Source organism: Pseudomonas sp. GYB4201 (genome assembly GCF_056312595.1).
The window spans coordinates 13,376-35,454 of the sequence record NZ_JBWGIG010000048.1 but is presented as its reverse complement, the minus strand read 5'-3'; the positions used below and the strand labels follow the sequence as shown (position 1 = coordinate 35,454).

Below are 22,079 nucleotides of genomic sequence, written 5' to 3'. Positions count from 1 at the left end.
CAGCCCCGCCGCCGCCCCCCACGCCCTCCCCCGTCTACCCCCAGAACGCCTATCGCGCCCAAGGGCGGCTCCTACGCCAATTGCGTAGGAGCCGCCCTTGGGCGCGATGCAGGCGACGCGGTCTCTACTTCGCGCTGAAGCGCAAAATCGTTGTCTGGGTGTAGGCCTTGCCCGGGTCCAGCCGCGTGCTCGGGAACTTCGGCTGGTTCGGCGAATCCGGGTAATGCTGGGTCTCCAGGGTGAACGCGCCCCAGTGCGGGTACACCGTGCCGCCCTTGCCATGAATGCTGCCATCGAGGAAGTTGGCGGTGTACAGCTGCACCCCAGGCTCGGTGGTGTACAGCTGCAGCACCCGGCCCGACGCCGGGTCGTGCACCTCGGTGGCCAGGCGTTTCACGTCGCCGTGGGTGTCCAGCACCCAGTTGAAGTCAAAGCCCCCTTGCTTGGGCTCTGCGAACTTCAGCTGCGGGTGATCATCCTTGATGTGCGTGCCAAACGCCGTGGGCTTGAGGAAGTCCATGGGCGTGCCGGCCACCGGTGCCAGCTCACCCGTAGGGATCAGCTTGGCGGTCACCGGCGTGTAATGGGAACCGAACACGGTGGCCACCTGCTTGAGGATGTCGCCGTTGCCGGCGCCCGCCAAGTTGAAGTAGCTGTGGTTGGTCAGGTTGAGCACCGTTGGCTTGTCGGTGGTGGCGCGGTACTCGATGCGCAGCTCGTTGCGCTCGTTGAGGCTGTAGGTCACGTGGGTGGTGAGGGTGCCGGGGAAGCCCATCTCGCCGTCCGCCGACACGTAGCTCAGGGTCACGCCGACGCTGTCCTTGGCCTTGCTCGGCTCGGCCTTCCACACGTGCTTGTCGAAGCCCTGGGTGCCACCGTGCAGGGCGTTGGGCCCGTCGTTGGTGGGAATCTGGTAGGGCTTGCCGTCGAGGCTGAACTTGCCGTCGGCCAGGCGGTTGCCGTAGCGGCCGATGGTGGCGCCGAAGTACACCGTGGGGTTGGCCTGGTAGCCCTTGACGTCATCGAAGCCCAGCACCACGTCGGCGGCCTTGCCGTGCTTGTCGGGCACCAGCAGCGACTGCAGGATGCCACCGTAGGTGATGATGGTGGCTTGCACGCCGTGGCTGTTCTTCAGGGTGTATTTTTCGATGGCGGTGCCATCGGGCAGGGTGCCGAAGCTGCCGCGTTCGGCGCTGAGCCCCGCGGCGTGGGCAGTGATGCTGGCCATCATGATCGAGAGTCCCAGGCTGGCGAGGGTAAGACGTGGTTGCATGGTAAGCCTTCCTTTTTGTTGTTGTGGCGGATGCTTGCGGAAATTTCCTGTCTATTGGTCAGACTATTTACCTTCATTTTTGCAGTGGCAAGCTTTTATAGTCCAAAAAACAGCACTTGAAAAATAAATGGTAATACTATTTAGTGGTGTCGTGGCCCGGTGAGGCCCGCGCGTCAACAATAAGAACAGAAGGGCGTGACATGAATTGGCAGGCACTTTCCCCTGTGCGTTACCGGCTCGCCGAAGGCGCGTGCTGGGACGTCGCCACCCAGGCCTTGTACTGGGTGGACATCGCTGGCTTCAAGGCGTGCCGCCTGCAGGGCGGCGAGCAGCGGCACTGGCAGTTGCACGAGCCGGTGTCGGCGTTCATTCCCACCCAGGCCGGCGACGCCCTGGTGACCCTGGCCAGCGGCGTGCATCGCCTGGCCCTGGACTCCCCCGAACAGGCCCCGGCCCTGCGCCTGTGGTGCCAGGCCGACCCCGTCGCCGGCAACCGCGCCAATGAGGCCCGCTGCGACCCCCAGGGCAACCTGTGGCTGGGCAGCATGCAGAACAACCTCGACGCCGAAGGCGGCGACCTGCCGCTTGAGCGCCGCAGCGGCGGCCTGTTCCGTATCGACCACCAGGGGCGCGTGGCGCCGTTGCTAGCCGGGCAGGGCATCGTCAACACCCTGCTGTGGAGCGACGACGGCGCCTGGCTGTACAGCGCCGATACCCTCGACGGCGTGATCTACCGCTACCCCCTGGACGCCCAGGGCCTGCCCGGCCCGCGCCAGGTGTGGGCGGCCGAGCACCCGCGCGGCGCCCCGGATGGCTCGGCCATGGACGCCGACGGCTATGTGTGGAACGCGCGCTGGGGCGGCCATTGCCTGCTGCGCTTCGCCCCCGACGGCAGTTTGGACCGAGTCGTCGAATTGCCGGTGGAACACCCCACCAGCTGCGTATTTGGCGGCCCGGACCTGACCCGGCTGTACGTCACCAGCTCGCGCCAGAGCGGCAGCCACAACCCCCTGGACGGCGCCGTGCTGTGGGCCGACCTGGGCGTGCGCGGCCAGCCGTGCCAGCGTTTCGGCGGGTGACACTACGTTACATAGAGACACCGGATTACATGCTAAGACTGTAAATCGCGCCTTTGCGGGTGCGCCACTCAAACCGCTGGACGCTGTAGCTATATCAAATAAGAACAAGGAGTTAGCTATGTTGAGTCGCCATGGGATGCGTTCCCTGTGCTGTGCCGCCGTGTCTACCGCCATCCTCGGCCTGGGCTCCACCGCCTTCGCCGCCGACCCGGTGAAGATCGGCTTCCTGGTCAAGCAGGCTGAAGAGCCCTGGTTCCAGACCGAATGGGCGTTCGCCGAAAAAGCCGCCAAGGACAAGGGCTTCGAACTGATCAAGATCGCCGTGCCCGACGGCGAGAAAACCCTCTCGGCCATCGACAGCCTGGCCGCCAACGGCGCCAAGGGCTTCGTCATCTGCCCGCCGGACGTGTCCCTGGGCCCGGCCATCGTCGCCAAGGCCAAGGCCAACGACCTCAAGGTAATGGCCGTGGATGACCGCTTCGTCGACGCCAACGGCAAATTCATGGAGGACGTGCCGTACCTGGGCATGGCTGCCTTCGAAGTGGGCCAGAAGCAGGGCGCCGCCATGGCCGACGAGGCCAAGAAGCGTAACTGGGACTGGAAAGACACCTACGCCGTCATCAACACCTACAACGAGCTGGACACCGGCAAGAAGCGCACCGACGGTTCCATCGACGCGCTGAAAAAAGCCGGCCTGCCCGCCGAGCACATCCTCACCGCCCCGCAGAAGACCCTGGACGTGCCCGGTGGCATGGACGCGGTCAATTCGGCGCTGCCCAAACTGCCGGCGAACGCGAAAAACCTGATCATCGGTGGCATGAACGACAACACCGTGCTGGGTGGGGTGCGGGCCACGGCCTCGAACGGCTTCGAGCCTGACCACGTGATTGGCATCGGCATCAATGGCACCGACGCCATCGACGAGCTGAAAAAACCGAAAAGCGGCTTCTTCGGCTCGATGCTGCCCAGCCCCGACAAGGAAGGCTACAACACCGCGTCGCAGGTGTTCGAGTGGGTCACCACCGGCAAGGAGCCGCCCAAGTACACCGCCATGGACGACGTGACGCTGATCACCCGCGCCAACTTCCAGGACGTGCTGACCAAGATCGGGCTCTGGAAGTAACGCCAATCCCGTAGCAGCGGCCGCAGGCCGCGTCCCGGCGCACCGCGACTACCGCTGACGCAGCCTGCGGCAGCTGCTACGGGTTTTGCCATCGCTAGGTGAAGAGGCTTCTCATGCATGCATCCACGGCAACACAACCACACACCGCCACCGGCAGCCTGCGCTTCGACGCCATCGGCAAGAACTTCCCGGGCGTGCGCGCGCTGTCCGACATCAGCTTCACCGCCCACCCCGGGCAGGTGCTGGCGCTGATGGGCGAGAACGGCGCGGGCAAGTCCACCCTGTTGAAAATCCTGGGCGGAGCCTACCAGCCCAGCGCTGGCCAGGTGCTGATCGGCGACCAACCCATGGCGTTCAAGTCCGCCGCCGACAGCATCGCCCACGGCGTGGCGGTGATTCACCAGGAGCTGCACCTGGTGCCGGAAATGAGCGTCGCCGAAAATCTGCTGCTGGGGCACATGCCGGCGCGGTTCGGCCTGGTCAACCGCGGCGCCATGCAGCGCCGCGCCCGCGAGCTGCTCAAAGGCCTGGCCGACGAGATCGACCCCGGCACGCGCCTGGGCGAGCTGTCCCTGGGCCAGCGGCAACTGGTGGAAATTGCCAAGGCCATGTCGCGCAACGCCCACGTCATCGCCTTCGACGAACCCACCAGCAGCCTCTCGGCCCGCGAGATCGACCGGCTGATGACCATCATCGCCCGGCTGCGCGACGAGGGCCGGGTGATTTTGTACGTGTCCCACCGCATGGAAGAAATCTTCCGCATCTGCGACGCCGTCACCGTGTTCAAGGACGGCCGCTTCATCCGCACCTTCGATGACATGGCGCAGCTGACCCACGACCAGCTGGTGACCTGCATGGTCGGCCGTGACATCCAGGACATCTACGACTACCGCCCCCGCGAACAGGGCGGGGTGGCCCTGCAGGTGAAAGACCTGCTGGGCCCCGGCCTGCAGGAACCGGTGAGCTTCAGCCTGCACAAGGGCGAGGTGCTGGGCTTCTTCGGCCTGGTGGGCGCCGGGCGCACCGAACTGCTGCGGCTGCTGTCGGGCCTGGCGCGCCACAGCGCCGGCGACATCGAGCTGGAAGGCCGCCCGCTGCACCTGAAGAACCCGCGCCAGGCCATCGACGCCGGCATCCTGCTGTGCCCCGAAGACCGCAAGAAAGAGGGCATCGTGCCGCTGTCCAGCGTCGCCGAGAACATCAACATCGGCGCCCGCAGCCGCCATGCCCACCTGGGCTGCCTGCTGCAGGGCCGCTGGGAGCGCGACAACGCGCGCCAGCAGATCAGCGCCATGAACGTGAAAACCCCCAGCCCCGGCCAGCAGATCATGTTCCTGTCCGGCGGCAACCAGCAGAAGGCCATTCTCGGCCGCTGGCTGTCGATGCCCATGAAGGTGCTGCTGCTGGACGAACCCACCCGCGGCATCGACATCGGCGCCAAGTCGGAGATCTACCAGATCATCCACAACCTGGCGGCCCAGGGCATCGCGGTGATCGTGGTGTCCAGCGACCTGATGGAAGTGATGGGCATCAGCGACCGCATCCTGGTGATGAGCGAAGGCGCCCTGACCGGCGAAGTGAACCGTGAACAGGCCGACGAATCCCGTCTGCTGCAACTGGCACTGCCACGCACCCGTGGCTGAACAATAATAAACGAGGTGCTTATGACCACTCCCACCACCCTGCACGCGCCGCGGCAAGGACTGAACATGCGCCGGTTTCTCGATGAGTGGGCCATGCTGCTGGCGGCCCTGGGCATCTTCCTGCTCTGCACCCTGTTGATCGACAACTTCATGTCGCCGATGAACATGCGCGGCCTGGGCCTGGCGATTTCCACCACCGGCATCGCCGCCTGCACCATGCTGTACTGCCTGGCCTCCGGGCATTTCGACCTGTCGGTCGGTTCGGTCATCGCCTGCGCCGGGGTGATCGCCGCCGTGGTGATGCGCGACACCAACAGCGTGTTCCTCGGCGTGTCCGCCGCCCTGGGCATGGGCCTGATCGTCGGGCTGATCAACGGCATCGTGATTGCCAAGCTGCGCATCAACGCGCTGATCGCGACGCTGGCGACCATGCAGATCGTTCGCGGCCTGGCCTACATCTTCTCCAACGGCAAGGCCGTTGGCGTCATGAACGAGGGCTTCTATGTGTTCGGCAACGGCCAGGTGTTCGGCGTGCCTGTGCCCATCCTGATCACCATCGTCTGCTTCATTTTCTTCGGCTGGCTGCTCAACTACACCACCTACGGCCGCAACACCATGGCCATTGGCGGCAACCAGGAAGCCGCGCGCCTGGCCGGCGTGCACGTGGACCGCACCAAAATCATCATCTTCGCCGTGCACGGCCTGGTGGGCGCCCTGGCCGGCGTGGTGCTGGCCTCACGCATGACCTCCGGCCAGCCCATGGTGGGGCAGGGCTTCGAGCTGACGGTGATTTCGGCCTGCGTGCTGGGCGGGGTGTCGCTGAGCGGCGGCATCGGCATGATCCGCCACGTGATTGCCGGCGTGCTGATCCTGGCGATCATCGAGAACGCCATGAACCTGAAGAACATCGACACCTTCTACCAGTACGTGATCCGCGGCACCATTCTGCTGATCGCGGTGATCATCGACCGCTTGAAGCAGCGCTGAGCCCGGACGCGGCCTTTGGCCGCTGCTACGGGCGTAGCAGCGGCCGAAGGCCGCGTCCCCCACCCACTATCATGCAATTACATATGTATCCTACGCTGAACTAGACGCGGCGCTGCCATTCAAAGGAAAATGCCGCTCCCACCCGTGTCATCGAGCCTCATGAACAACCCCGACTGGATCATCTGCGAGCATTGCGACTCCGTCTACCAGCCCACCCCCCTGGTGCGCGGGGAAAAGTCCTGCTGCACCCGTTGCGGCGCGGTGCTGGCCCGGGGCGGGCAGATGAGCGCCCAGCAGCTGTTGGCGTTGTCCATCTGCGCGGCCATCGTCTTCTGCTTCGCCAACGCCTTCCCGGTGATCTCCATCAGCCTCCAGGGCCTGAGCAACGAAGCCACCCTGTGGCAGTCGGTGGAAGCCCTGGCCCAGGGCCGCATCAGCGTCATCGCCGCAGTGGCCGGGCTGACCATCATCCTGGCGCCCATGCTGCAGATCATCCTGCTGTGCTGGGTGCTCAGCTTCGCCTGCGCCGGCGTCGCCGCGCCCGGCTTCAAGGCCTGCATGCGCGCCCTGGAACACCTGCGCCCATGGAGCATGCTCGAGGTGTGCCTGCTGGGCATCCTGGTCGCCATCGTCAAGCTGGGCGGCATGCTCGACGTGCACCCGGGCCTGGGCCTGTGGGCGCTGGCCATGCTCACGGTGCTGATCATTCTGATCTCCGGCAAGAGCATCCGCCGGCTGTGGCATGACCTGGAAGGGGTCATTCCATGAGCCAGCCGCCCTATGCCCACGAACTCAAGCTGGTGCTGTGCCACACCTGCGGCCTGGCCTGCGCCGAAGGCAGCCACTACTGCCCGCGCTGCGACTCGGTGGTGCACCGGCGCAAGCCCGAAAGCCTGGCACGCACCTGGGCGTTCCTGATTGCCAGCCTGGTCTTCTATATACCGGCCAACCTGCTGCCGGTGATGTACACCGACATGTTCGGCAGCGGCAGCGAGAACACCATCATGAGCGGCGTCATGGAGTTCTGGGCCGGCGGCTCCTGGGACATTGCCCTGCTGATCTTCATCGCCAGCATCGCCGTGCCGTGCATGAAATTCGTGGTGCTGGGCACCTTGCTCATCACCTGCCAGCGCCGCAGCCAGTGGGCCATGCGCGAGCGCTCGAAGCTCTACCGGCTGATCGAGATCATCGGCTACTGGTCCATGCTTGACGTGCTGGTGGTGGCCCTGGTGGCGGCCCTGGTGCAATTCCATTCCCTGAGCAGCATCGAGCCGCGCCTGGGTATCCTGTTCTTTGGTTTGGTCGTGGTGCTGACGATGTTGGCGGCCATGAGTTTTGATCCCCGGCTTATCTGGGATGCAGAGGTTGAAGATGTCTGATCACCCAAGTTCCACCCTCACGCCTTCGAGCCCCGAGATCCGGCGCCGACGTTTCAACGTCTCGCTGGTCTGGCTGGTGCCGATCGTGGCCGCCCTGATCGGCCTGTCGATGGTGGTGCACAAGGCCATGTCGGCCGGCCCGCAGATCCAGATCAGCTTCCTCACCGCCGAAGGCCTGGAAGCCAACAAGACCCAGGTCAAGTACAAGAACGTGGTGATCGGCAAGGTCACCGCCATCACCCTCAGCGAAGACCGCAGCCACATCGACGCCACGGTCGAACTGGACCAGTCGGCCAAGGCCTTCACCGCCCGTGACGCACGCTTCTGGGTGGTGCGCCCGCGCATCGGCGCCGGCGGCGTATCGGGCGTCGACACGTTGCTGTCCGGGGCCTTCATCGGCGCCGACCCGGGCAACTCCGACGACACTGAAAAGGATTTCGTCGGCCTGGAGAACCCGCCGGCCATCACCTACGGCCAGAAGGGCAAGCGCTTCACCCTGCACACCGGTGACCTGGGCTCGCTGGACATCGGCTCGGCGGTCTACTACCGCCGTATCCAGGTGGGGCAGGTGGTGTCCTACCACCTGGCCGACGACGGCAAGGGTGTCGACGTCGACGTCTTCATCAACGCCCCCAACGACCAGTACGTGCGCAAGGACAGCCGCTTCTGGAACGCCAGCGGCGTGGACGTCAGCCTGGGCGCCAACGGCCTGAAGGTGAACACCCAGTCGGTGGCGTCCATCCTCTCCGGCGGCATTGCCTTCGTGGAGCCCAACTACAGCGCCGACAAGGCCCAGGCCGACGAAGGCCAGCAGTTCACCCTGTTCGACGACCAGGAAACCGCCCTGGCGCCGCCCGATGGCGAGGCGCGCTACGTGCAGATGCGCTTCGACCAGTCGCTGCGCGGCCTGGCCGTGAACGCGCCGGTGGAATTCCTGGGCGTCAACGTCGGCAAGGTGGTGTCGGTGGACCTGGACTACGACGCCAAGACCGAGACCTTCCCCACGGTGATTGGTGCGGTGATCTACCCCAACCGCCTGGGCAAGGCCCACGACAAGCTGCTGGCGCAGATGGGGGGCGAGGACGATGCCAAGGGCGCGCTGCTGATGAGCCAGTTCGTCAAGCGCGGCCTGCGCGCCCAGGCACGCAGCGCCAACCTGCTGACCGGCCAGCTGTACGTGTCGATGAACTTCGTGCCCAATGCCCGCCCGGTGGCCTTCGACATGAGCGCGCGGCCCATGGTGATCCCTACCGTGCCGGGCAGCCTGGACAAGTTGCAGGAGCAGTTGCAGAGCTTCGTCGACAAGCTGAGCAAGATCCCGATCGACCAGATCGCCGACAACCTCAACGGCAGCCTCGGCCAGCTCAACAAGACCCTGGAGAACGTCAACGGCCAGGTGCTGCCGGAAATGCGTGACACCCTGGTGCAGACGCGCAAGACCCTGGCCACCGCCAACGACAGCTTCGCCGAAGACTCGCCGCAGCGTCAGCAACTGGGCCAGGCCCTGGACGAGGTGCAGCGCACCGCCCGTTCGGTGCGCGTGCTCACCGACTTCCTCGGCCGCCACCCCGAAGCGCTGATCCGTGGCCGCCTCAAGGACGGCAAGCCGGACGCTTACCAGCCCACTTCGTCGACCTCTCGTGAACCTGCACAGGAATGACCGCCATGACCCTCCGTTCCCTGGCCCTGCTGGCCACCCTGGGCCTGGCGGCCTGCAGCTCGGCGCCAACCCACTACTACACCCTGGTGGCCACCGCGCCGGCCAGCCCCGCCAGCGTCCCGGCGCCGGCGTTCCAGTTCGAGATGCTCAGCGTGCGCATGCCGGTGCAGGTCGACCAGCCGCAGATGGTGGTGCGCCAGAGCACCGGCGCCCTGGCCATCCTCGAAACCGAACGCTGGGGCGCGCCCCTGGCCGACGAGTTCCACGACGCCCTGGCCGGGCAGCTGGAGCAGAAACTGGGCACCCGCGACCTGGCGGGCCTGCCCAAGGCCGCCGACAAGCCGGTGGTGTCGCTGCAGACCGACGTGCGCCGCTTCGATTCGCTGCCGGGCCAGTACGCGCTGATCGACGTGGTGTGGAGCCTCAGCCAGCGCAGCGACGGCCAGAAGCGCCGCACCCTGACCTGCGCCAGCGTGATCCGCGAGGCCAGCGGCGTGGGCATGGACGACCTGGTGCTGGCACACCAGAAAGCCATCGGCCAACTGGCCGGGCAGATCGCCAGGGCGGCCAACAGCTGGGCCTGCCCAGGCTGACCGCGGCGCATAATACGCGGCGCGCACGGACGCGGCCTGCGGCCGCTGCTACGGGTTGCGTAGCAGCTGCCGCAGGCTGCGTCCGGCCCAAGCGGCGCGCTGCTACGTGCGGTGGCGGTTCAGCCACTGCGCCATGGCCGAATCCTCCAGCGCGTATTCGCCGCGGTTGGCCTTCCACACCAGCTCCTTCTCGCGCAACACCTCCAGGGCTTTCTGCACGTTGGGGGTGCTGGCGTTGGCGGGCTGCTGCGCCTGCTCCAGCCGGCGGTTGACGTCGGCGAAGGTCTGTTCGGCAAAGGGCGCGAAAGGCGCCTGCCCCAGTGCGCGCTCGGCCATGACCTCCAGCACGGCCTGCTGCAACGGCGACAGGTCGTTGTAGGCGCTTTCATAATCGCTCCACACGCCCGCCTGGTGGTTGAGCGCGCCGGTGCGCAGCAACTCGCCCAGGTTGCTGGCTTCGCCCAGGCCAACGCTGACCTCGGTCAGCAGCGTGTTGAGCATTTCCGGGCGGCGCCCGGCCAATTGGAACGCGTACGCCAGGTCATCGACCTTGAACTGATTGCTGGCCGCCAGCCGGCGGTTCCACACCCCGGTGACGAACTCGACGAAATCATGCCCCAGGAGTGGAAACGGCGTGATGGTCGCGCCATAGAAGGGCTGCTTGCTCTTGAGCACCAGGTTGGCCAGCTTGTCGCGGCTGGAGCCGGTAAACACCAGGCGCAGGCCGTCCGGCCGGTTGCCACGGTTGAGCTGGTCCCGCGCGGCCTTGAGCGCGAACATGGCGTTGAGGCCGCTGTCGCTGTTCAACGCGTGTTGGGCCTCGTCGATGATCAGCACGAGCATTTGCCCGGAGACCTCATGCAGCACCTCCAGCGCCCTGGCCAGGGTGGTCCCGGCTGGCAGGCGCGGCTTGGTGAAGTCCCAGCTCAGGGTGCGCAGCAGGTTGATCTTGTCCACGCCGGCCTTCTTCGCCACTTTGCTCAAGCCGCTCTCGAAGGCGCCCAGGGCAGCGCCGATGGCCCCCGAGACCAACTCGGCCGGGTCGACCTCGCGGTTGGCCCACAGGTCCACGTACACCGCCAGCCAGCCCCGGGCTTCACACTCGGGAATGAAGTCATTGCTCAGGAACGTGCTTTTGCCGGTGCGCCGGGGGGCGGCCAGGAACAAGCCCGAGCTGTAATCGACGAAAGACTCGCCCGCCAGGTCGCGGGCCAGCTGCTGGGCAAGGGTCGAGCGGTTGAACATCGGGCGTGATGCGGACATGTTTATATCCCTGAATATCGGTCTGGCTATAATCTATACCTACTTTGATAATCCAGGTATAAAAAGTCGCCGACGCCTGCACCTGCGGTCACTTGCCTGATGCTGGTACCGCTCGGTCGACCGATCATGCACGCGCCTGCCGCGAGGCGTAATGTAGTCCTCCCAGGCTCCGGCCAGCCGGCCATGAGCCACGTGCAGACGGAGAGATCATGGCCACTCGACGCAAAGTACCGGGCATCAAGGACTACGACGGCCCCGCAGGCGGTTGGGGTGCATTGAAGGCCACCGCCACGGCGGTGCGCGAGCAGATGGACACCCTGAAGGCGCCGCTGACGCTGCTGCGCACCAACCAGCCGGACGGCTTCGATTGCCCCGGCTGCGCCTGGCCCGACAAGGAACACCGCTCCACCTTCCAGTTCTGTGAAAACGGCGCCAAGGCCGTCACCTGGGAAGCCACCAACAAGCGCGTCACCCCCGAATTCTTCGCCACCCACCCGGTCTCGGCCCTGCTGCGCCGCTCCGACTACGAGCTGGAAGACCTCGGCCGCCTGACCCACCCCATGGTCTACGACCGCGCCAGCGATACCTACCAGCCCATCGAATGGGATGCCGCGTTTGCCCGCATCGGCGAGATCCTGCGCGGGCTGCAACCCGACCAGGTGGAGTTCTACACCTCGGGCCGTGCCTCCAACGAAGCGGCCTACCTGTGGCAGCTGTATGCCCGGGAATACGGCACCAACAACTTCCCCGACTGCTCGAACATGTGCCACGAGGCCACCAGCGTCGGCCTGCCGCGCTCCATCGGCATGGGCAAGGGCTCGGTATCGCTGGAGGATTTCGACGTCACCGAGCTGATCATCTCCATCGGCCACAACCCCGGCACCAACCACCCGCGCATGATGGGCACGCTGCACGAGGCCTCGCGGCGCAAGGTGCCGATCATGGTGCTCAACCCCTTGCGCGAGCGCGCCCTGGAGCGCTTCGCCGACCCGCAGAGCATGGTCGAAATGGCCACCTACGGCTCCACGCGCATTGCCTCCACCTACCTGCAGGTCAAGGCCGGCGGCGATGCGGCGGCCATCAAGGGGGTGATGAAAGCGCTGCTGGAACTCGAAGACAGCGTTGGCCAGGTGCTCGACCATGCCTTCATTGCCGAACACACCCAAGGGTTCGAGGCGCTCAAGGCCGACCTGCTGGCCACCCAATGGCCGGACATCGAGCACGCCAGCGGCCTGCTGCAGGACGATATGCAAAAGGTTGCCGCTGCCTACGCGAAGTCCAACGCCACCATCGTCACCTATGGCATGGGCGTCACCCAGCACAACGAGGGCACCGCCAATGTGCGGCTGATCTGCGACCTGCTGATGCTGCGCGGCAACCTTGGCAAGCCGGGCGCCGGCATCTGCCCGTTGCGCGGCCACTCCAACGTGCAGGGCAACCGCACCGTGGGCATCACCGAGAAACCGTCGGCCAGCTTCCTGGCCAAGTTGGAACAGGTGTTCGGCTTCAAACCGCCCGCCGGCCACGGCCATGACGCGGTGCAAACCATGCAGGCGATGATCGCCGGCAGCGCCAAGGCGTTGCTGTGCCTGGGCGGCAACTTCGCCGTGGCGCTGCCGGACCCGGCCCAGTGCTTCCCGGCCATGGGCCGCCTGGACCTGGCGGTGCACGTGGGCACCAAGCTCAACCGCAACCACCTGCTGGTGTCGAAGGAGACCTTCCTGTTCCCCTGCCTGGGCCGCACTGAGCTGGATGTGCAGGACGGCCTGGCCCAGGCCATCACTGTGGAAGACTCCATGTCCATGGTCCATGCCTCGGCGGGCAAGCTGGCGCCGGCGTCGGCGTTCCTGCTGTCGGAGCCGGCCATCGTCGCCGGCATGGCCAGCGCCACGCTGCCCGACAGCAAGGTGGCGTGGAAAGCACTTGCCGCGGACTACGACAAGATCCGCGACCTGATCGAGCAGACCATCCCCGGCTTCGACAACTACAACGCGCGCATCCGCGTGCCCGGCGGCTTCCGCATGCCGCTGCCGGCCACCGAACGCAAATGGCTGACGCCCTCGGGCAAGGCCGAGTTCTTCGTGTTCCCCGGCCTGCACGAAGACATGGTGGTGGAGGGCGAAGACGTGCTGCGGCTGATTACCTTGCGCAGCCACGACCAGTACAACACCACCATCTACGCCCTGGACGACCGCTACCGCGGCGTGTTCGGGCGGCGTGACGTACTGTTCATGAGCCAGGCCGACCTGGACTCGCGCGGGCTGGCCCACGGCGACCTGGTGGACATCGAGACGGTGACCGAGGGGCGGCGGATGCGCTACGAGAAAATCACCGCCATCGAATACAAGATTGCCCCAGGTTCGGTGGGGGCCTACTACCCCGAGGCCAATTCGCTGGTGCCGCTGGACTACATCGACAAGGACAGCGGCACGCCGTCGTACAAGTCGGTGCCGGTGCGGGTGATGCGCTCCGAATTCAGCTGACCCCCTCGTAACCGCAACTGTCTTGAAATGGCGTCGTCTGCATCGCGACTAAAGTCGGCTCCTACACGGTTCGTGGTAGGAGCCGGCCTTGACCGCGATGCAGGCGACGCGGTCCATGGGGTATCCGCATTCGCGTAGCAGCTGCCGAAGGCTGCGTCCGGCGGCGGTCCTGCGTTGCTCCAGGACGCGGCCTTCAGCCGCTGCTACAGGTGCGATGTGCGCAGGATTTCGCGTAGCCGCTGCCGCCAGGCTGCGCTGGCCCCTGAGTGCACTGATGATCTCCAGCGAGAGTGAAGGCCTGCGCAGCCTGCAGCAGCGGCTACAGATTTATAGTGCGCGGTGCCTGGGGACGCGGCCTGCGGCGGATGGCCGCCCCGCCGCTGCTACGGGGGGGCGTGGGAGCTGCCGTCAGAGGCCCAGGTCGCTCAGGCCTGGATGGTCATCCGGGCGGCGCCCCAGCGGCCAGTGGTATTTGCGTTCGGCCTCGGTGATCGGCAGGTCGTTGATGCAGGCAAAGCGCCGTTGCATCAGGCCATTCTCGGCGAACTCCCAGTTCTCGTTGCCGTACGAGCGGAACCAGTTGCCGGAGTCGTCGTGCCACTCGTAGGCATAACGCACGGCGATGCGGTTGTCGGCGAACGCCCACAGCTCCTTGATCAGGCGGTAGTCCAGTTCCTTGTTCCACTTGCGTGCCAGGAACGCCTGGGCCTGGGCGCGGCCGTGGATGAACTCGCTGCGGTTGCGCCAGTAGGTGTCCTCGGTATAGGCCAGGGCCACCTTGGCCGGGTCGCGGGAGTTCCAGCCGTCCTCGGCGCCGCGGACTTTCTGCATGGCGGTTTCCAGGGTGAAAGGGGGCAGGGGCGGGCGGGGCGCTTCACTCATCGGGGTGTCCTCGGCAAAGGGGGAGGTACAGCATCGCGGCAAATCCGCAAAGCCACAACCACAACCGGCATGCCGGTGCCGATGCTCTGTTCCGCAACGTGCTGGTGGATACCGGCATCGGTGCGGTAGGCTCGCAAGCCTAGCGCTTTCCTGGAGTCAACATGCCTCGTTTCGCTGCCAACCTCAGCATGCTGTACCCGCAACACGACTTCCTCGACCGCTTCGCCGCGGCCCGGGCCGACGGTTTCGACGCCGTGGAATACCTGTTCCCCTACGACTACAGCGCCGCCGAACTCAAGCAGCGCCTGGACGACAACGGCCTGGTGCAGGCGCTGTTCAACGCCCCGCCCGGCAACTGGGCCAAGGGCGAGCGCGGCACCTCGAGCCTGCCGGGCCGCGAGGCCGAATTCCGCGCAGGCTTCGACCAGGCCCTGGAATACGCCGCCGTGCTGGGCAACAGCCGCGTGCACGTGATGGCCGGGCTGCTGCCGTCCGAAGCCGAGCGCGCCCGCCACCACGCCGTGTACCTGGAAAACCTGGCCTATGCCACTGCCCAGGCCGCCAAGGTCGGCATCACCGTGCTGCTGGAGCCGATCAATACCCGCGACATGCCTGGCTTCTTCCTCAACCGCCAGGACCAGGCCCAGGCCATCTGCCGCGAAGTGGGCGCCGCCAACCTCAAGGTGCAGTTCGACTGCTACCACTGCCAGATCGTCGAAGGCGACCTGGCGGTGAAACTGCGCCGCGACATGGCCGGCATCGGCCACATCCAGATCGCCGGCGTGCCGGACCGCCACGAGCCGGACCTGGGCGAGCTGAACTACCCGTACCTGTTCCAGCTCATCGACGACCTGGGCTACGACGGCTGGATCGGCTGCGAGTACCGCCCCAAGGGCGACACCAGCGCCGGCCTGGCCTGGCTGCGCGACTGGCGCGCCCTGTAGCAGCTGCCGCCAGGCGGCGTCCGGCTTCACGCGGTGCGGCTGGTGTTGCGCGCAACCACTGTTCACCCATCCAGCCCCCGCAGAAAAGTTGTCCCCGGAAATCGTGAGTATCTCTGTGGATAAAACGCCCAACCCCAGCAAAACCGGGGGTGGAGTCGATGTGATGAAATAATGACCAAACCGGTGGGTCCAGCACCGTTCGGAGGCTCTGTTAGACTCAATGGATTGACCTGCCAGGGCTTTCGGACATGAGTGAACCCATCCGCCTCACCCAGTACAGCCACGGCGCCGGTTGCGGCTGCAAGATCTCGCCCAAGGTGCTGGAGGTGATCCTCGCCGGCAGCGGCGCGCAGCACCTGGACCCCAACTTGTGGGTGGGCAACGCCTCGCGTGACGATGCGGCGGTGTACGGCATCGATGGCGAGCGCGGGGTGGTGTCCACCACCGACTTCTTCATGCCGATTGTCGATGACCCCTTCGACTTCGGCCGCATCGCCGCCACCAACGCCATCAGCGACATCTACGCCATGGGCGGCGACCCGCTGATGGCCATCGCCATTCTCGGCTGGCCGGTGAACGTGCTGCCCGCCGAGGTGGCGCGCGAGGTGATCCGCGGGGGCCGCGCGGTCTGTGATGCCGCCGGCATTCCCTTGGCGGGCGGGCATTCCATCGATGCCCCGGAGCCGATCTTCGGCCTGGCGGTGACGGGCCTGGTGGAAAAGCGCTTCATGCAGCGCAACGACACCGCCACCCTGGGCAGCCAGCTGTACCTGACCAAACCCCTGGGCATCGGCGTGCTGACCACGGCGGAAAAGAAAGGCCTGCTGCGCCAGGCCGACGTCGGCGTGGCGCGCGACCTGATGTGCACCCTGAACAACGCCGGCAGCCGCTTCGCCCGGCTGCCAGGCGTCACCGCCATGACCGACGTCACCGGCTTCGGCCTGCTCGGTCACCTGGTGGAAATGGCCGACGGCAGCGGCCTGACCGCCCGCCTGCAAGTGGGCCAGGTGCCGGTGCTGGCCAACATCGAATACTACCTGGAGAAGGGCTGCGTGCCCGGCGGCACCCTGCGCAATTTCGACAGCTACGGCGAGCGCATCGGGCGCCTGACCGCCATGCACAAGCTGTTGCTGTGCGACCCGCAGACCAGCGGCGGCCTGCTGGTGGCCGTCGAACCCCACGCCCAGCAGGCGTTCCTGGCGCTGGCGGCGGAGCTGGGCATGGCCCTGGCGCCCATCGGCCACTTCGAGGCGCAACAAGCCCACGCGGTGGAACTGGATGCGTGACGACTGCCGGGACTATCGCGCGCTGTTCCTTGCCGACACCTCGCTGATCGACGTGCGCGCGCCAGTGGAGTTCCACCACGGCGCCTTCGCCCATGCCTGCAACCTGCCGCTGATGGATGACCGCGAGCGCGAGCAGGTGGGCACCTGCTTCAAGCAGCACGGCCAGCAGGCCGCCATCGAGTTGGGCCACCGCCTGGTGCAGGGTGCGCTCAAGCAGGCGCGCATCGACGCCTGGCGGGCGTTCACTGAACGGCACCCTGATGGCTACCTGTACTGCTTTCGCGGCGGCCTGCGCTCACAGCTCAGCCAGCAGTGGCTGCGGGACGAGGCGGGCGTGCAGTACCCGCGCGTGGTGGGCGGCTACAAGGCGCTGCGCCACTGCCTGCTGAGCGTCACCGAAGAGGCGGCGCAGCAGTGTGATTTCGTGCTGCTGGGCGGCATGACCGGCACCGGCAAGACCGAGGTGCTGCAGCGCCTGGACAACGCCCTGGACCTGGAGGGCCACGCCCATCACCGGGGCTCTAGCTTCGGCAAGCACGCCACGCCGCAGCCGGTGCAGATCAACTTCGAAAACCAGCTGGCGGTGGATATCCTCAAGCAGCGCGAGCGCGGCGTGCAGCAGTTCGTGCTGGAAGACGAAGGCCGCGCCATCGGCAGCCGGGCGGTGCCACTGGCGCTGTACCGGCGCATGCAGGGCGCGCCGCTGGTGTGGCTGCTGGACAGCGTCGAGCAGCGCGTGCAGCGCATTCTCAAGGATTACGTGGTGGACCTGTGCGCCGAGTTCGTCGGCCTGCACGGCGCCGACCAGGGCTTTGCGCTGTTCGCCCAGCGCATGCAGCAAAGCCTGGCCAGCAACGTCAAGCGCCTGGGCGGCGAACGCTTCCAGCGCCTGGCCAGCGCCATGGACACGGCGCTGGACGAGCAGTACCGCAGCGGCGCGGTGGAGCTGCACCGGGCGTGGATCCGCGTGCTGCTGGACGAGTACTACGACCCCATGTACGCCTACCAGCGCCAGGCCAAGGGCGCGCGCATCGAGTTCATGGGCAGCGCCGACGAAGTGGAGGCCTACCTCCACCACCGCCGCCACCACCCCCCGTAGCAGCTGCCGCAGGCTGCGTCCGCTAACCTACAGCACCGCAGCCCCGATCAAGCCGGTGATCACGCCCACCACCATGGTCAGCACCGCCACCGTCACCAGCACCTTGGCATCGAAGGATTTGCGCAGCATCAGCATCGACGGCAGGCTCACGCTGGGCAGGGTCATCAGCAGCGCCACCGCCGGCGCGGTGCCCAGGCCCAGAGTCATCAGGGTTTGCACGATGGGGATTTCCGCCGCCGTGGGAATCACGAACAGCGTGCCCACCACCGCCAGCGGCACCAGCCACAGCAGGCTGTTGCCCATGGCACCGTCCACGTGGGGGAACAGCCACACCCGCGCAGCGCCCAGCAGCAGCACGGCCAGCACGTAGATCGGGATGGTGGTCCAGAACAGCTGCCACAGCGAGCGCATCCAGCGGTTGAACAGGTTGCCCTGGGGGGCGCTGGACGCATCGGCCACCGCTTCCACCGCAGGCTCAGGCAGCACTTCCGGCGCGGCGATGCGCTGGGCGTACAGGGACACGCCCACCACCAGAATCACCCCGGCCACCAGGCGCAGCACGGTGAAGCCCCAGCCCAGCACGAAGCCCATGAAGATCAGCGTGGCCGGGTTGAGCACCGGGTTGGCCATCCAGAACGCCAGCGCCGCGCCCACCGACACCCGCTGGCGCCGTAGGCCGGCCACCACCGGCGCTGCGCAGCAACTGCACATCATGCCCGGCAGCGCGAACAGCCCGCCGCGCACCGTCGAGCCCAGGCCGGCGCGGCCGAACACCCGCAACAGCCAGTCGCGCGGTATCAGCACCTGCACCAGCGAGCCCAGCAGCACCCCCAACACCGCGGCCTTCCAGATGGCCAGGAAGTACACCTGGGCGTAGGCCAGCGCGGCGGCCATGGGGTCCTGGGCGTGGTCGTCGATGATCGAGGCGCCGATGCTGTGGTTGCTGGCCGCCACGAACGACTTCAGGTAATAGGGCGACCACTTCACGTAGTACAGGCCAACCACCGCCACCAGCACGAACAGCAGCGGCTTGAGCCAGAACAGGGACGAACGCGTATGGGCGGGGGAGGTGAGCGTGCTCATGGCGGCGGTACCGGCGAGGGAAGGTAAGGAATAATTGTAGCCGCTGCACAACGCGCTGCCGCCGCCCGAATGGCGTTGCCTGCATCGCGACCAAGGTCGGCTCCTACGGCGTCCGTGGTAGGAGCCGACCTTGGTCGCGATACAGGCGACGCCGACGTAGCAGGGATAACCAAGCGTTGCCTGCGACGCCGCCTGCGGCAGCTGCTACAGTGATTTCACCAATAAGGATAATGGCCCGATGGCCCCGCAAAACCGGGGGCATACGGGGCTTGGGCAGGACCGTCGCGGCACCTTCAGTGAGTTCCAATCATGCGCGCTCTCGTTACCGTGGCAGGCGTGGCAATGCTGGTGTTTTCCCCTTTCACCCTGGCCGACGATCCCCCCGCCAGCCCGGCCAAGGCCATTCAGAAAGCCGAGGTGCTGGAGCAGAAAGCCGCCGACAAGGATACCGCCACCCCGGTGCCCAAGGCCGAGATCATCACCAAGACCGAAGCCCAGGTGGTGGACCCCGCCGGCGCCAAGCCGGTGGACGAGCCGCTGACCTGTCTGGCGCGCACCATCTACTGGGAAGCCAAGGGCGGCACCCCGGCCGACATGGACGCGGTGGCCCACGTGGTGCTCAACCGCGTCGGCCACGAGGGCTTCCCCGGCACCGTGTGCGAGGTGGTGAAGGAGGGCGCCGACAAGAAGGTCTGCCAGTTTTCCTGGTGGTGCGACGGCCGCGCCGATGATGTGCAGGAGGCCGACCGCTACAGCATCGCCAAGGAAATCGCGCGCAAGGCGCTCAACCAGGAGTCGCCGGACGCCACCCACGGCGCCATGTATTTTCACGATAGAAAGGTGAAGCCGGCGTGGGCGGGCAAATACCTGCGCACGGCGCAAACCGCCGAATTCCTGTTCTACAAGCCGCGCGAAGGCAAGGCTAAATAGGCGCTTCCAGGCACTGGCGCACCACGCGCGTCAGCTGCACCGGGTCGGTGAGGTAGGCGGCATGGCCCTGGCGCCTTAGCGGGTACAAGGTCAGCCCGCGCAGGCGGTCCACCAGCGCCGCCGGGCACAGCAGGCACGGGTCGTGGTCGCTGGCTTCGCCCAGCAGCATGAAGGGTTGGGCCTTGAGCGCGCGGCAGTCCTCCACCGACGGCGTGATGGTGTCCAGCGCCGCCGCTTCGTTGACGAAGGCTGGCGCGGTGGCGACCATGGCCGGCCACAGCGGTATGTGCTTCATCAGCTCCACCTGCGCCGGGTTCATCCGCACGATGTGGGTCAGGGCGTGCACGGTGGCCGCCTCCAGTTCACCCTGCGCCACCAGCGCCTGCAGGCGCGGCAGGTGGCCGTCGCTAGCTTGGCGCGGCAGCGAGTTCATCGGTTCGTACAGCACCAGCGTGCCCTTGAAACCATCGCGCAGGGCGTACATCAGCGCGCAGCCGCCGCCAAAACTGTGGCCCAGCACCGCGCAGCCATCACCGGCGAGTTCCACCATGGCAGCCAGGTCGTCCAGCTCGGCGTCCAGGCAATAGGGCGCCGCGCCATAGGGGCTGGCCCCACGGCCGCGGCGGTCGTACAGGTACACCGTGTGGCTCTCGCCCAGCAGCTGCGCGAACGCCGTCCAGTCCCGCGCCTGGCTGAAGGCGCCATGGCACACCACCAGCGCCGGGCCGGTGCCCCAGCGCTGGTAGCCAATGGACGTTCCGTCGCGGGAAATGACAGATCCTTGCATGGGTAAGGCCTCGGCAAAAGGCCGTTAACCTAGCACATCGATAATGCGCCCGGCGATGTGCCGCACGTGGGTTTCCAGGGCGAAGTGGCCGGTGTCCAGCAGCTCGACGATGGCGTTGGGGTTGTCACGGGCGTAGGCCTGCGCGCCCGGCGGAATGAAGAACGGGTCGCCCTTGCCCCAGATCACCAGCGTGGGCAGGCGGGTGTCGCGGAAGAACTGCTGGAACGCCGGGTACAGGGTGAGGTTGTTGCGGTAGTCGTAGAACAGGTCCAACTGGATGTCCTTGTTGCCCGGGCGCTCCATCAGCAGCGCGTCGAGGGTGTAGCTCTCGGGCGCGATCAGCTCGGGGTGGGGCACGCCTTCCTCGTATTGGTAACGGGTGCCTTCAAGGTTCAGCACGTTGTCGTGCACCACCTGCCGGTGCTCGGCCGTGGGCTCGGCCCAGTAGCGGCGAATGGGCGCCCAGGCGTCGCCCAGGCCTTCGAGGTAGGCGTTGCCATTCTGCGACACCAGCCCGGTGACGCGCTCGGGGTGGGCCAGGGCCAGGCGCAGGCCGGTGGGCGCGCCGTAGTCGAAGATGTACATCGCGTACTGTTCAAGGCCCAGGGTGTCGACGAACGCGCCCAGGGTCAGGGCCAGGTTGTCGAAGCTGTAGACGTACCCGCGCGCCGCCGGCACCTGGGTGAAACCGAAGCCCGGCAGGTCGGGGGCGATGACCCGGAAGTGGCCAGCCAGCAGCGGGATCAGCTCGCGGAACTGGTGCGAGGAGGTGGGGTAGCCGTGCAGCAACAACAGCACCGGGGCGTCGGCGGCGCCGGCTTCGCGGTAGAACACACGCACGCCATCGGCGTCGGCATAGCGGTAGTGGACGGTCATGGTGGTGGCCTCATGTAACTGTTAATTGCGTTATTGATGGTTACAGGTCTATTTGTTCATGCATTCTGTAACTAGTCAAATTGTTTTTATCGGTTACACTGTGAGCAAGACGAACGGAGACCGCACCATGACCGCAACCCTGCCAGCGCCGCTGGTGGTCGCCGACCACCCGGCCCTGGACCTGCTCAACACGCAAATGATGGTCGACGGCCAGCGCCGCGACCTGCTGACCAGCGCGGACGTGGCGCTGCAATGGCTGGCGGCCCTGGGCCTGGGCGTGCCCGGCGCTTATACCTCGGCTGAGCAGGCGCGGCTGCTGCTGGCGCTGAAACAGCTGCGCGACACCTTCGAACCGCTGCTCTACGCGCGGCTGGCAGGCCAGGCAGCCGACCCCACGGCCCTGAACGCGCTGCTGCGCAAGGCCGTGGTGCAGCTGGTATGGAGGGAAGATGGCGGGGTGAGCCTGGACCGGGCCAGCGGCGACGACGCGGTCAGCCGCTGCGTGAGCCAGCTGGCGCTGAGCGCCGCCGAGCTGCTGGCCGACGGCGACTTCAGCCTGGTGCGCCAGTGCGAGAGCAACGAGTGCACGCTGCTGTTCTACGACCGCACCAAGTCGCACAAGCGCCGCTGGTGCAGCATGGCCGCCTGCGGCAACCGTCACAAGGTGGCGGAATTCCGCAAGCGGCGGCAGGAAGCGGGCTTATGAAGC

Annotated in this window: 20 protein-coding genes; 14 read left to right on the top strand and 6 right to left on the bottom strand. The window is 66.5% G+C overall.

The window, feature by feature from the left end; all coding sequences use genetic code 11:
• Window positions 1–124: 124 nt before the first annotated feature.
• The gene (locus AC0Z2B_RS29040; protein ID WP_476301276.1) at window positions 125–1,273 is read right to left on the bottom strand and encodes an aldose epimerase family protein; all 1,149 of its coding nucleotides are present in this window, start codon (window positions 1,271–1,273) and stop codon (window positions 125–127) included.
• Between the two features lie 200 nt (window positions 1,274–1,473).
• On the opposite strand from AC0Z2B_RS29040, the gene AC0Z2B_RS29035 reads away from it, so the two are divergent.
• From AC0Z2B_RS29035 to AC0Z2B_RS29000, 8 genes are all read left to right on the top strand, one after another.
• Complete coding sequence (locus AC0Z2B_RS29035; protein WP_473006214.1) at window positions 1,474–2,352, top strand: SMP-30/gluconolactonase/LRE family protein; 879 nt, start codon at window positions 1,474–1,476, stop codon at window positions 2,350–2,352.
• 118 nt (window positions 2,353–2,470) lie between these two features.
• On the top strand, window positions 2,471–3,475 hold the full coding sequence (locus AC0Z2B_RS29030; RefSeq protein WP_416423667.1) for a substrate-binding domain-containing protein: 1,005 nt from the start codon (window positions 2,471–2,473) through the stop codon (window positions 3,473–3,475).
• Window positions 3,476–3,588: 113 nt separating this feature from the next.
• A complete protein-coding gene (gene araG, locus AC0Z2B_RS29025; protein WP_476301274.1) occupies window positions 3,589–5,118 on the top strand; it encodes an L-arabinose ABC transporter ATP-binding protein AraG in 1,530 nt (509 codons plus the stop codon).
• Between the two features lie 21 nt (window positions 5,119–5,139).
• Window positions 5,140–6,105, top strand: coding sequence for an L-arabinose ABC transporter permease AraH (araH, locus tag AC0Z2B_RS29020; protein ID WP_416423669.1), 966 nt, complete (start codon window positions 5,140–5,142; stop codon window positions 6,103–6,105).
• A gap of 159 nt (window positions 6,106–6,264) precedes the next feature.
• A complete protein-coding gene (locus AC0Z2B_RS29015) occupies window positions 6,265–6,873 on the top strand; it encodes a paraquat-inducible protein A (RefSeq protein ID WP_476301272.1) in 609 nt (202 codons plus the stop codon).
• On the top strand, window positions 6,870–7,484 hold the full coding sequence (locus AC0Z2B_RS29010) for a paraquat-inducible protein A (RefSeq protein WP_416423671.1): 615 nt from the start codon (window positions 6,870–6,872) through the stop codon (window positions 7,482–7,484). The genes AC0Z2B_RS29015 and AC0Z2B_RS29010 overlap by 4 nt, the downstream gene beginning before the upstream one ends.
• Window positions 7,477–9,144 (top strand): PqiB family protein, encoded by a 1,668-nt coding sequence (locus AC0Z2B_RS29005; protein ID WP_476301270.1) that lies wholly within the window; start codon window positions 7,477–7,479, stop codon window positions 9,142–9,144. The genes AC0Z2B_RS29010 and AC0Z2B_RS29005 overlap by 8 nt, the downstream gene beginning before the upstream one ends.
• Before the next feature lie 5 nt (window positions 9,145–9,149).
• On the top strand, window positions 9,150–9,737 hold the full coding sequence (locus AC0Z2B_RS29000) for a PqiC family protein (RefSeq protein ID WP_416423673.1): 588 nt from the start codon (window positions 9,150–9,152) through the stop codon (window positions 9,735–9,737).
• A 102-nt stretch (window positions 9,738–9,839) separates the two neighbouring features.
• On the opposite strand, the gene AC0Z2B_RS28995 is transcribed toward AC0Z2B_RS29000, so the two are convergent.
• Window positions 9,840–11,000: an ATP-binding protein gene (locus AC0Z2B_RS28995; protein WP_476301268.1), complete on the bottom strand. Its 1,161-nt coding sequence runs from the start codon at window positions 10,998–11,000 to the stop codon at window positions 9,840–9,842.
• A gap of 209 nt (window positions 11,001–11,209) precedes the next feature.
• Here AC0Z2B_RS28995 and AC0Z2B_RS28990 point away from each other — a divergent pair, with 209 nt between their 5' ends.
• Window positions 11,210–13,483, top strand: coding sequence for an FdhF/YdeP family oxidoreductase (locus AC0Z2B_RS28990; RefSeq protein ID WP_476301266.1), 2,274 nt, complete (start codon window positions 11,210–11,212; stop codon window positions 13,481–13,483).
• Window positions 13,484–13,891: 408 nt separating this feature from the next.
• On the opposite strand, the gene AC0Z2B_RS28985 is transcribed toward AC0Z2B_RS28990, so the two are convergent.
• On the bottom strand, window positions 13,892–14,365 hold the full coding sequence (locus AC0Z2B_RS28985; protein WP_476301264.1) for a nuclear transport factor 2 family protein: 474 nt from the start codon (window positions 14,363–14,365) through the stop codon (window positions 13,892–13,894).
• Between the two features lie 161 nt (window positions 14,366–14,526).
• Here AC0Z2B_RS28985 and otnI point away from each other — a divergent pair, with 161 nt between their 5' ends.
• The 3 genes from otnI (at window position 14,527) to mnmH (ending at window position 17,694) form a co-directional block, all read left to right on the top strand.
• Entirely contained in the window at window positions 14,527–15,309 is a 783-nt protein-coding gene (otnI, locus tag AC0Z2B_RS28980) for a 2-oxo-tetronate isomerase (protein WP_476301262.1), read from the top strand.
• Between the two features lie 248 nt (window positions 15,310–15,557).
• The gene (gene selD, locus AC0Z2B_RS28975) at window positions 15,558–16,595 is read left to right on the top strand and encodes a selenide, water dikinase SelD (RefSeq protein ID WP_476301260.1); all 1,038 of its coding nucleotides are present in this window, start codon (window positions 15,558–15,560) and stop codon (window positions 16,593–16,595) included.
• On the top strand, window positions 16,588–17,694 hold the full coding sequence (gene mnmH / locus AC0Z2B_RS28970) for a tRNA 2-selenouridine(34) synthase MnmH (RefSeq protein WP_476301258.1): 1,107 nt from the start codon (window positions 16,588–16,590) through the stop codon (window positions 17,692–17,694). Before selD ends, mnmH begins: the two co-directional genes overlap by 8 nt.
• A 27-nt stretch (window positions 17,695–17,721) precedes the next feature.
• On the opposite strand, the gene AC0Z2B_RS28965 is transcribed toward mnmH, so the two are convergent.
• Window positions 17,722–18,777 (bottom strand): permease, encoded by a 1,056-nt coding sequence (locus AC0Z2B_RS28965; protein ID WP_476301256.1) that lies wholly within the window; start codon window positions 18,775–18,777, stop codon window positions 17,722–17,724.
• A gap of 309 nt (window positions 18,778–19,086) precedes the next feature.
• On the opposite strand from AC0Z2B_RS28965, the gene AC0Z2B_RS28960 reads away from it, so the two are divergent.
• Window positions 19,087–19,707, top strand: a complete 621-nt coding sequence (locus tag AC0Z2B_RS28960) for a cell wall hydrolase (RefSeq protein WP_476301254.1) — start codon at window positions 19,087–19,089, stop codon at window positions 19,705–19,707.
• Here AC0Z2B_RS28960 and AC0Z2B_RS28955 read toward each other — a convergent pair.
• Both AC0Z2B_RS28955 and AC0Z2B_RS28950 read right to left on the bottom strand, forming a co-directional pair.
• Entirely contained in the window at window positions 19,700–20,494 is a 795-nt protein-coding gene (locus tag AC0Z2B_RS28955; RefSeq protein WP_476301252.1) for an alpha/beta fold hydrolase, read from the bottom strand. The genes AC0Z2B_RS28960 and AC0Z2B_RS28955 overlap by 8 nt on opposite strands.
• Before the next feature lie 24 nt (window positions 20,495–20,518).
• Entirely contained in the window at window positions 20,519–21,370 is an 852-nt protein-coding gene (locus tag AC0Z2B_RS28950) for an alpha/beta fold hydrolase (RefSeq protein WP_476301250.1), read from the bottom strand.
• A 127-nt stretch (window positions 21,371–21,497) separates the two neighbouring features.
• Between AC0Z2B_RS28950 and AC0Z2B_RS28945 the strand changes: the two genes are divergently transcribed.
• Complete coding sequence (locus AC0Z2B_RS28945) at window positions 21,498–22,076, top strand: CGNR zinc finger domain-containing protein (protein WP_476301249.1); 579 nt, start codon at window positions 21,498–21,500, stop codon at window positions 22,074–22,076.
• Window positions 22,077–22,079: the final 3 nt, after the last annotated feature.

Bases quoted from the DNA above. Each gene is read 5' to 3' on its own strand.
- AC0Z2B_RS29040 (WP_476301276.1), bottom strand. From the start codon at position 1,273: ATGCAACCACGTCTTACCCTCGCCAGCCTGGGACTCTCGATCATGATG.
- AC0Z2B_RS29035 (WP_473006214.1), top strand. From the start codon at position 1,474: ATGAATTGGCAGGCACTTTCCCCTGTGCGTTACCGGCTCGCCGAAGGC.
- AC0Z2B_RS29030 (WP_416423667.1), top strand. From the start codon at position 2,471: ATGTTGAGTCGCCATGGGATGCGTTCCCTGTGCTGTGCCGCCGTGTCT.
- araG (WP_476301274.1), top strand. From the start codon at position 3,589: ATGCATGCATCCACGGCAACACAACCACACACCGCCACCGGCAGCCTG.
- araH (WP_416423669.1), top strand. From the start codon at position 5,140: ATGACCACTCCCACCACCCTGCACGCGCCGCGGCAAGGACTGAACATG.
- AC0Z2B_RS29015 (WP_476301272.1), top strand. From the start codon at position 6,265: ATGAACAACCCCGACTGGATCATCTGCGAGCATTGCGACTCCGTCTAC.
- AC0Z2B_RS29010 (WP_416423671.1), top strand. From the start codon at position 6,870: ATGAGCCAGCCGCCCTATGCCCACGAACTCAAGCTGGTGCTGTGCCAC.
- AC0Z2B_RS29005 (WP_476301270.1), top strand. From the start codon at position 7,477: ATGTCTGATCACCCAAGTTCCACCCTCACGCCTTCGAGCCCCGAGATC.
- AC0Z2B_RS29000 (WP_416423673.1), top strand. From the start codon at position 9,150: ATGACCCTCCGTTCCCTGGCCCTGCTGGCCACCCTGGGCCTGGCGGCC.
- AC0Z2B_RS28995 (WP_476301268.1), bottom strand. From the start codon at position 11,000: ATGTCCGCATCACGCCCGATGTTCAACCGCTCGACCCTTGCCCAGCAG.
- AC0Z2B_RS28990 (WP_476301266.1), top strand. From the start codon at position 11,210: ATGGCCACTCGACGCAAAGTACCGGGCATCAAGGACTACGACGGCCCC.
- AC0Z2B_RS28985 (WP_476301264.1), bottom strand. From the start codon at position 14,365: ATGAGTGAAGCGCCCCGCCCGCCCCTGCCCCCTTTCACCCTGGAAACC.
- otnI (WP_476301262.1), top strand. From the start codon at position 14,527: ATGCCTCGTTTCGCTGCCAACCTCAGCATGCTGTACCCGCAACACGAC.
- selD (WP_476301260.1), top strand. From the start codon at position 15,558: ATGAGTGAACCCATCCGCCTCACCCAGTACAGCCACGGCGCCGGTTGC.
- mnmH (WP_476301258.1), top strand. From the start codon at position 16,588: ATGCGTGACGACTGCCGGGACTATCGCGCGCTGTTCCTTGCCGACACC.
- AC0Z2B_RS28965 (WP_476301256.1), bottom strand. From the start codon at position 18,777: ATGAGCACGCTCACCTCCCCCGCCCATACGCGTTCGTCCCTGTTCTGG.
- AC0Z2B_RS28960 (WP_476301254.1), top strand. From the start codon at position 19,087: ATGCGCGCTCTCGTTACCGTGGCAGGCGTGGCAATGCTGGTGTTTTCC.
- AC0Z2B_RS28955 (WP_476301252.1), bottom strand. From the start codon at position 20,494: ATGCAAGGATCTGTCATTTCCCGCGACGGAACGTCCATTGGCTACCAG.
- AC0Z2B_RS28950 (WP_476301250.1), bottom strand. From the start codon at position 21,370: ATGACCGTCCACTACCGCTATGCCGACGCCGATGGCGTGCGTGTGTTC.
- AC0Z2B_RS28945 (WP_476301249.1), top strand. From the start codon at position 21,498: ATGACCGCAACCCTGCCAGCGCCGCTGGTGGTCGCCGACCACCCGGCC.